8 protein-coding genes are annotated in these 7,619 nt (G+C 52.0%); all 8 read right to left on the minus strand.

The genetic code is table 11. From position 1 onward, the window contains the following. Positions 1–40: 40 nt before the first annotated feature. Positions 41–793, minus strand: coding sequence for a 4'-phosphopantetheinyl transferase family protein (locus QRY16_RS05855; RefSeq protein WP_289775951.1), 753 nt, complete (start codon positions 791–793; stop codon positions 41–43). Between the two features lie 139 nt (positions 794–932). Next, positions 933–1,967 carry a methyl-accepting chemotaxis protein gene (locus tag QRY16_RS05860; RefSeq protein ID WP_289775952.1) on the minus strand — a complete coding sequence of 345 codons (1,035 nt, stop codon included), beginning with the start codon at positions 1,965–1,967 and terminating at the stop codon, positions 933–935. Between the two features lie 392 nt (positions 1,968–2,359). Beyond that, positions 2,360–2,950: a malonic semialdehyde reductase gene (locus QRY16_RS05865; protein ID WP_289775953.1), complete on the minus strand. Its 591-nt coding sequence runs from the start codon at positions 2,948–2,950 to the stop codon at positions 2,360–2,362. 331 nt (positions 2,951–3,281) lie between these two features. Further along, the gene (gene mnmE, locus QRY16_RS05870) at positions 3,282–4,646 is read right to left on the minus strand and encodes a tRNA uridine-5-carboxymethylaminomethyl(34) synthesis GTPase MnmE (protein WP_289775954.1); all 1,365 of its coding nucleotides are present in this window, start codon (positions 4,644–4,646) and stop codon (positions 3,282–3,284) included. Between the two features lie 92 nt (positions 4,647–4,738). Further along, complete coding sequence (gene yidC / locus QRY16_RS05875; RefSeq protein WP_289775955.1) at positions 4,739–6,385, minus strand: membrane protein insertase YidC; 1,647 nt, start codon at positions 6,383–6,385, stop codon at positions 4,739–4,741. Between the two features lie 2 nt (positions 6,386–6,387). Continuing rightward, on the minus strand, positions 6,388–6,645 hold the full coding sequence (yidD, locus tag QRY16_RS05880) for a membrane protein insertion efficiency factor YidD (protein WP_193406676.1): 258 nt from the start codon (positions 6,643–6,645) through the stop codon (positions 6,388–6,390). Continuing rightward, on the minus strand, positions 6,609–6,968 hold the full coding sequence (gene rnpA / locus QRY16_RS05885; RefSeq protein WP_193406677.1) for a ribonuclease P protein component: 360 nt from the start codon (positions 6,966–6,968) through the stop codon (positions 6,609–6,611). Before rnpA ends, yidD begins: the two co-directional genes overlap by 37 nt. Positions 6,969–6,982: 14 nt before the next feature. Further along, a complete protein-coding gene (gene rpmH, locus QRY16_RS05890) occupies positions 6,983–7,123 on the minus strand; it encodes a 50S ribosomal protein L34 (protein WP_015369029.1) in 141 nt (46 codons plus the stop codon). Between the last annotated feature and the right edge of the window lie 496 nt (positions 7,124–7,619).

The following is a 7,619-nucleotide window of genomic DNA, read 5'->3' on the forward strand; positions in this document are numbered from 1 at the left end:
CGATAACGTTGCGGCCATGTTTATCCTGAGAGCCGCCGGTTTATATCGCAGGATGAAAACGCCTTTCTTCAGGCAGGCTGGTCAGGCGCAGAGCGCACGGACCAATATTGGGTTTGTTCACTTCTACTTCACGTAGCGCGCGCCATTGATGTGCGCTGTCCATTTCCCATAAGTGCAAACGCTGCGTCGCAGACGACAAGGCGCAGGCCCAAACCAGTGTCGGCTCGGCATCGCATACCACCTGAATATCTGGATAAAGCGTCGAGCGTAAACGGCCCGCACCAGGCAGCAAACGCAACGAATCCAGCCCGTTTTCACCTTCACCGGTTAATTTCAGGATGCTCTGACGCAGCGTCCAGATTTGCGTCACCGCTTCCATAAAATCCTGCTGGGCATTAATCCAGGCGATCTCCCCGGATGTTAATCCCTGCATTAGCTGCTCCTGCTTCTGGCGGCTATGAGCACGCACAATCTCCACGTCCAGTCCGGCACGTTCACCCTCTTCTGCCAACAATACGCCGACCATATTTCCCGCATAAGCGATGCTAAAATCCGGCAGATCGTTATCGGCAAAGACTGGCCGGCCATTGCAATGCGTGATCAAGGGGGGAAGAGAGTTAATGCCATATACGCGCAGCATCAATTGTGCCAGCAACGCACGCGCCGCAAGAAAGCGTTCGCCGCGACGCCGATCGGCAAAGCCTTGCGCGGCGTCGATGACATTTTGAGGCATACGCAGATTCCCGACTGGAAAACCGGAATCGCCCGTCCAACGTACAAAATGCCCAGCCATCTGTCGCTCCGTGAAAATGGTCAGATAATCATCAGCTGCATTGTAAGAATTTCCTGAACTTATTGCATCCAGCACAGTGCAGAATGAGACTATTCGGAAAAGATGACCATTATTTGGGAGCAAGCCACAGGCGACGTAATTACCCCTGTCGCTGCTCAATCACACCATACCAACCCAATCCTTTATAGCTTTCATAACCGGGCGTCAGCGCAAAGGAAACGTTGCGGCCTGGCTCGGGTTGCCAGCTACCCGAGAGCTTGCCGCCGGTATTGAATGGATAGCGATCGCCAATCTTAGCCAGCGGATCGGAGCTGGCGATCACCCGATACTGTGAGTCGAGAATCATGCAGCGTGAGCGGCTCCACTCTTCTTTACTGAGACGCACGCTGTTGACCACTGCTTGCGCCTGAGGAGCCCAGTCAAAGAAAATCAGCAGAGCGCCTGTCACGCGCCCGTTGTTCTCGCCGTGTTCACGAATTGCCGTGGCGTAGGTCGCCACAGCAGCACCACGCAACTGGGGCAAAGTAGTAATATCGGCTGCCACGTAATCTGCTCCGCTGCGTAACTTTATAGCATCACGAAATACCGAAAGGTGACTGATATTTTGCTGACGTAGCGAATAGCGATCGCTACGTCCGTTAGCCAGCACGTTGCCTTGCGTATCCGTGATCCAGATGTCGAGATACACGGTATAGCTGTCGAGAATCACTCCCAGACGCTGCGCCGCATATTCACGCGCCTCGCTACTGGCTTCGCTAGTGCAGTTGACAACTGCCGCATCGGTCGCCCACCAGCGTACGTCACAAGAGCGTTCATACAGATTACGATCGATAATATCGATCATATTGAGGGCTAAATCGGTGCAGCGATGGCTGTCGTGCGCCTGGATTTGATTAATCATCACGTCACCTAACGCCGTCAGGTGCGACAACGATCCCGCTAGCTCACGGTTGAGGCTCTGCGTAATATCACCGATGGTGGTGGAAACCTGTTTGACCTGGTTCGCTACCACGGCAAAACCGCGTCCGGCCTCACCGGCACGCGCGGCTTCAATTAAAGCATTGAGTGCCAAAATTGTGGTTTCACGGTTGATGTCATTAATATCATCAATTTTAGCTTCCGCCATTTTACGAATGGCATAACTTAATTCGACTATTTCGCGAGGATTGGTCATGGCTATTCAGCCCTCTGATAATGAATAAAGAGGCAAGCCGCTAAGCGCTGGCACATTAAACTGGCAACGTCAGATAAATAAAGAGTTATTTGCCCGCTAGTATAATCACGAAGCTAATTAGCTGTCAGTACGAAGTTTTTCTAGCTAATTGAAATTTGGCTTAAGGTGAAATGACGGAAATCTATTTTTTTCAGTATCAATTAATTGCCAGACATATGTTTTTCATATGGATACCGGCATGTTTACAGATCCGTAAAATGATAACTGATGAGCCAGTGAATAAATTAGTACGGATATATCGCGAATTGAAAGCGGGAGAGAAAAGGAAACACTGCAATTTGCATTAATTTCCACAGATTTGCGCCGCGAATAATATCGCGGCGCAAATCTTATTAAGCGAATTTACAAGCCTGATCAAAACTAAGGCGCGGTAAACGTGAATGCAATTTACTGCCGTTACCATAGCCCAGATTAATAAGCAGGTTGACCTGCCATTTGCTGTCAGAGAAGAAAGCGTCATTCACCTTCTTCGGATCGAAACCGGACATCGGGCCCGCATCCAACCCCAACGAACGTGCCGCAAGAATCAGATAACCGGCCTGCAAACTACTGTTACGAAATGCCGTCTCTTTTGCCAGATCCGGGCTGCTGGTAAACCAGCTACGCGCATCGCCATGTGGAAACAGCGCAGGCAAATGCTCATAAAATTCGCTGTCCCAGGCAATAATCACCGTCGCGGGCGCGGCCATGGTTTTTTCCAGGTTGCCGGAAGAAAGCGCCGGTTTTAATTTCTCTTTGCCTTCAGCGGAGGTGACAAATACAAAGCGTCCCGGCGAACAGTTAGCCGAAGTCGGGCCAAGTGCGGTTAGCGCGTAGAGCTGTTCCAGCACGGCTGCGTCAATCGGTTTATCCTGCCAGTAGCTGTGAGTGCGAGCGTCGTTAAACAACCTGTCTAATGCGGCGGTATCGAGCGGATTACTCATTCTCCATTCCTTATTAAAAGCAAAATAAAGGTTAATGTTTATCACCAATAACAGATTCGCCGGGGCCAGCCGGTACGCGTTTGCTTTTACCGGGTAAACCTACGCTATCAGCGCACTGAACAGACGAGACACTACCCATAGCGGTAAGAGAATCGTCAGGCCAGGGCAATAACCGTTATACTGCAATGTATCGACGCAGCCAAACAGCATTGTTGCCTCATTTCACTTTTTCAATATGGCAAAACCGCCTTTAATAGCGGCCTGTTAACGCTCCGTTCGCTGTCGGGCAGAGTTTATGTCTTTATGCCATCACCACACAGTGCAGGGAATATTACTTCCCGATGCAGAAGCTGGAGAAGATGCGCCCCAGCAGATCGTCTGAAGTAAACTCGCCGGTGATTTCACTCAATGACTGCTGTGCGAGGCGCAACTCTTCAGCCAGTAGCTCTCCCGCCCAGGCACCCAGCAGCTGTTCTTTGCCCTGAAGTAAGTGAGTAGCCGCTAACTCCAGAGCTTGCAGATGACGACGGCGTGCCAGGAATCCACCTTCCACATTGCCAGCAAAACCCATGGTGTGCTTCAGATGATTACGCAGCGCATCGATACCTGCACCGGTACGTGCCGATAAGCGAATAAGTGAGTGACCGTTTACTTCGGTTAACCCCAGCGTTTCTCCTGTCATATCGGCCTTATTTCGCACCACGGTAATCGGCAACTCAGCCGGTAAGCGGGACACAAAATCGGGCCATATCGCCGCAGCTTCCGTTGCATCGGTCGTGGTGCCATCCACCATAAACAACACGCGATCGGCCTGCTCAATTTCATGCCAGGCACGTTCAATACCGATACGTTCAACTTCATCGCTGGCTTCACGTAAGCCCGCCGTATCAATGACATGCAGCGGCATACCGTCGATATGGATATGCTCACGCAAGACATCACGTGTAGTACCGGCAATGTCGGTGACAATGGCAGCTTCTCGTCCTGCCAGCGCATTTAACAGGCTGGATTTACCCGCGTTAGGGCGACCAGCAATCACCACTTTCATCCCTTCACGCAGCAGGCTGCCTTGACGCGCTTCGGCACGTACGCTGTCGAGATCGCCGATTACCGTATTTAGCTGCGCTTCAATTTTGCCGTCAGACAGGAAGTCTATTTCCTCATCCGGGAAATCAATCGCAGCTTCCACATAGATTCGCAGGTGAGTAAGCGCTTCCACAAGTTGGTTAATGCGGGTAGAAAACGCCCCCTGTAATGAGTTAACCGCAGAACGGGCCGCCTGCTCGGAGCTGGCATCGATCAGATCCGCAATCGCTTCGGCCTGAGCTAAATCTAGCTTGTCGTTCAAAAAGGCGCGCTCAGAAAATTCGCCCGGTTGCGCAATGCGCACGCCCGGCAGCGCGACGATGCGTTTCAGCAACAAATCGAGGATCACCGGGCCGCCATGGCCTTGCAGTTCCAGCACATCTTCACCGGTAAAAGAGTTCGGACCGGGAAACCACAGCGCGATACCCTGATCCAGTATGCGGCCATCGGCGTCGTTGAACGGTAAATAGTCGGCATAGCGCGGTTTAGGCAGCTTGCCCAGCACCTGCTGCGCGACTTCAGCAGCACGCGTGCCAGAAATACGCAGAATACCTACACCGCCGCGTCCGGGAGGCGTTGCCTGGGCAACGATAGTCTCGCTGTGGCTCATAAATTCTCTCTCACTACAAAAAACAAAAGGCGGTCACTTTGACCGCCTCAGAATAGACCGTTTCAATGCGGGATGTCTCCCGCCTAACTGTCTTATGCTTTCTTCTTGTCGCGGCTGTGCAGGCCACGTTTTTCCAGGCCGCGATAGATCAGCTGCTGCTGGATGATGGTTACCAGGTTACTGACGATGTAGTACAGCACCAGACCTGAAGGGAACCACAGGAAGAACACGGTAAAGATAACCGGCATAAACGTCATGATTTTCTGCTGCATCGGATCGGTCACGGTGGTCGGTGACATCTTCTGAATGAAGAACATCGTCACCCCCATCAGGATCGGCAGGATGTAATACGGGTCCTGTGCCGACAAGTCATGAATCCACAGTGCGAATGGCGCATGGCGCAATTCTATCGATCCCATCAGCATATAATACAGCGCAAGGAAGATAGGCATCTGAATAACTAACGGCAGGCAGCCACCCAGTGGGTTCACCTTCTCCGTTTTGTACAGCGCCATCATTTCCTGGCTCATCTTCTGCTTATCTTCACCTAAACGCTCACGCATGGCCTGGATTTTCGGCTGCAGCATGCGCATTTTCGCCATCGAGGTGTACTGCGCTTTGGTCAGCGGGTACATAATGCCGCGCACGATGAAGGTGATTACGATAATGGAGAAGCCCCAGTTACCGATAAAGCTGTGCAGGAATTTCAGCAGTTTAAACAGTGGCTGAGAGATGAACCACAACCAGCCGTAATCTACAGTCAGATCCAGATGCGGCGCAATGGCAGCCATCTTGTCCTGAATTTCCGGTCCAACCCACAGCGTAGCGCCCAGGTCCTGCTGCGAACCGGCGGCAATCGTCACGGGGGCTGATTTGTAACCCACCGCGGCAATACCGTTACCCAGATTGCTGGTATAAAGCGAATTGCTGCCTTCGGTACGCGGCACCCATGCAGTCGCAAAATACTGCTGCAACATTGCCACCCAACCATGGTTGGTGGTGATGTTCAGGTTCTCGTTATCCGCGATGGTATCGAATTTATACTTTTCGTATTTCTCATCGCTGGTCGAGTAAGCCGCACCACGGAAGGTGTGTAGAGCAAAGTTATTGCTGCCAGTATCGCGATGCTTAGGCAGGTCGATGGTTTGCTTTAACTGACCAAACAGCGACACTTCCAGCGGCTGTTGAGTGGTGTTGTTAATGTGATAATCCACGTTCACCGCAAAATCGCCACGCTTGAACACGAAGGTCTTGGTATAGACCACACCATTTTCGGCGGTGTAGGTCATTGGTACGCGCAGCTCGGTCTGACCGTCGGCCAGTTCGAAGTGATCCTGCGTTGTGGTGAACAACGGTCGCGCACCGTTGTTCGGATTATCCGGGCCGTTACGACCGGTTAACCCGCTCTGCGCCTGGTAAACAAAGCCTGGCGTGGTTTCAAGCAGCTGGAATGGCTGATCAGAACCCAGTTTGTCCGAGTACGTCAGCAGCTGAGCTTGCTCAACATCACCACCGCGAGTGTTGATATTTAATGACAGGACATCGGTCTTAACGGTGATCGTTTTGCCCTGACCGCTGGCCGGCACACCCTGACTGGCGGCATCACCCGTTGTGCTGTTCGTATTTTGCGTGGTCTGGGTCTGCTGCGGCTGCGGAGCGTGGTCCGTCTGCCAGGCTTGCCAGATCATGAAAGACACGAACAGAAAAGCGATGAGGAAGAGATTGCGTTGCGAATCCATCGTTAATGTTCTCTGGTATCAAAGGTTTTTGGCGGCACAGGATCGTCACCACCCGGGTTCAAAGGGTGGCATTTTAATACGCGTTTTAATGTCAACCAACTGCCTTTTAACATCCCAAACCTGCGTAATGCCTCAATTCCGTATTGAGAGCAGGTCGGATGGAACCGACAGTGTGGTCCCAGTAATGGGCTAATAACGCGTTGATAGACGCGTATCAGGACGATCAGGAGCCGCGCGCCAGGCGACAGTGACGACGCCATAATTTCTCCAACGCTTCCGCCAACGTACGGTTATCGAGATCGGCAATCCCTTTTTTCGCTACCACGACAAAATCCATCGCGGGTAATTCATGCTGTCGCAGGCGAAAGCTTTCGCGGGTCAATCGCTTGATCCGGTTGCGTTCGTGAGCGCGTTTAACATGTTTTTTAGCGACGGTCAGACCGATGCGGGGATGCCCCAGCGCGTTAAGGCGGCCGAGAATAGTAATTTGCGGCGTGCCAGCCCGTTGTGGCTGCTGGAAGACGAAAGTGAAATGAGTGGGAGTTAACAAGCGTAACTCCCTGGGAAATGCGAGCTTACCCATCAGGGTTAGCTTTATTACTTAGAAACGGTCAGACGAGCACGGCCTTTAGCACGACGACGTGCCAAAACCTGACGACCATTTTTATTTGCCATACGAGCACGGAAGCCGTGTGAACGGTTGCGCTTCAGTACGGACGGTTGAAAAGTGCGTTTCATGGCGATTTCTACCTAAACTTGAAAATTTCACTGGGTGACGCGTTATTGGGCCAGTATTTCGACCAACGCCTCAATGTGTCTTTAATAAAGAGGCGGGATTGTAATAATTGTACAGTCCAGAGTCAATTTACTTCGCTATTCACGGTACCTGGAAGCCCGGATACAGCCCGCTGAGTCCGGGCATTGGGCATAGCGCGACAAAGCCGGGTGACGAATTATACGGGCTCCGCACCAAAGCGCAAGGATCGCCCAGGATCTTATTGCGATCAGATTGCAGGATCTTGCGGGCAAAACGAGAAGCTGCCAGAAAAATCGCATCATTCAGCCTGATCCCTGCTGGTTTTTTCCACAGCTCGGGTAAACTTCACTTCGCGCCCTTCGCCTGTGGATAAAAAGGATCAAAACTGTGTAGAAAGGGGAGATCTCTGGCGCGCTTTGCGCTATGATCCGCCCTTCCTCTGACGATCCTCCCGGGATTGCAGGATGGAAAACCGCT

This window comes from Mixta mediterraneensis, from assembly GCF_030283135.1.
Taxonomy (GTDB): Bacteria; Pseudomonadota; Gammaproteobacteria; order Enterobacterales; family Enterobacteriaceae; genus Pantoea; species Pantoea mediterraneensis.

What these genes read in the sequence shown, in the direction of transcription:
- QRY16_RS05855 (WP_289775951.1), bottom strand. Translation starts at nt 793, where the DNA reads ATGGCTGGGCATTTTGTACGTTGGACGGGCGATTCCGGTTTTCCAGTC.
- QRY16_RS05860 (WP_289775952.1), bottom strand. Translation starts at nt 1,967, where the DNA reads ATGACCAATCCTCGCGAAATAGTCGAATTAAGTTATGCCATTCGTAAA.
- QRY16_RS05865 (WP_289775953.1), bottom strand. Translation starts at nt 2,950, where the DNA reads ATGAGTAATCCGCTCGATACCGCCGCATTAGACAGGTTGTTTAACGAC.
- mnmE (WP_289775954.1), bottom strand. Translation starts at nt 4,646, where the DNA reads ATGAGCCACAGCGAGACTATCGTTGCCCAGGCAACGCCTCCCGGACGC.
- yidC (WP_289775955.1), bottom strand. Translation starts at nt 6,385, where the DNA reads ATGGATTCGCAACGCAATCTCTTCCTCATCGCTTTTCTGTTCGTGTCT.
- yidD (WP_193406676.1), bottom strand. Translation starts at nt 6,645, where the DNA reads ATGGCGTCGTCACTGTCGCCTGGCGCGCGGCTCCTGATCGTCCTGATA.
- rnpA (WP_193406677.1), bottom strand. Translation starts at nt 6,968, where the DNA reads ATGGGTAAGCTCGCATTTCCCAGGGAGTTACGCTTGTTAACTCCCACT.
- rpmH (WP_015369029.1), bottom strand. Translation starts at nt 7,123, where the DNA reads ATGAAACGCACTTTTCAACCGTCCGTACTGAAGCGCAACCGTTCACAC.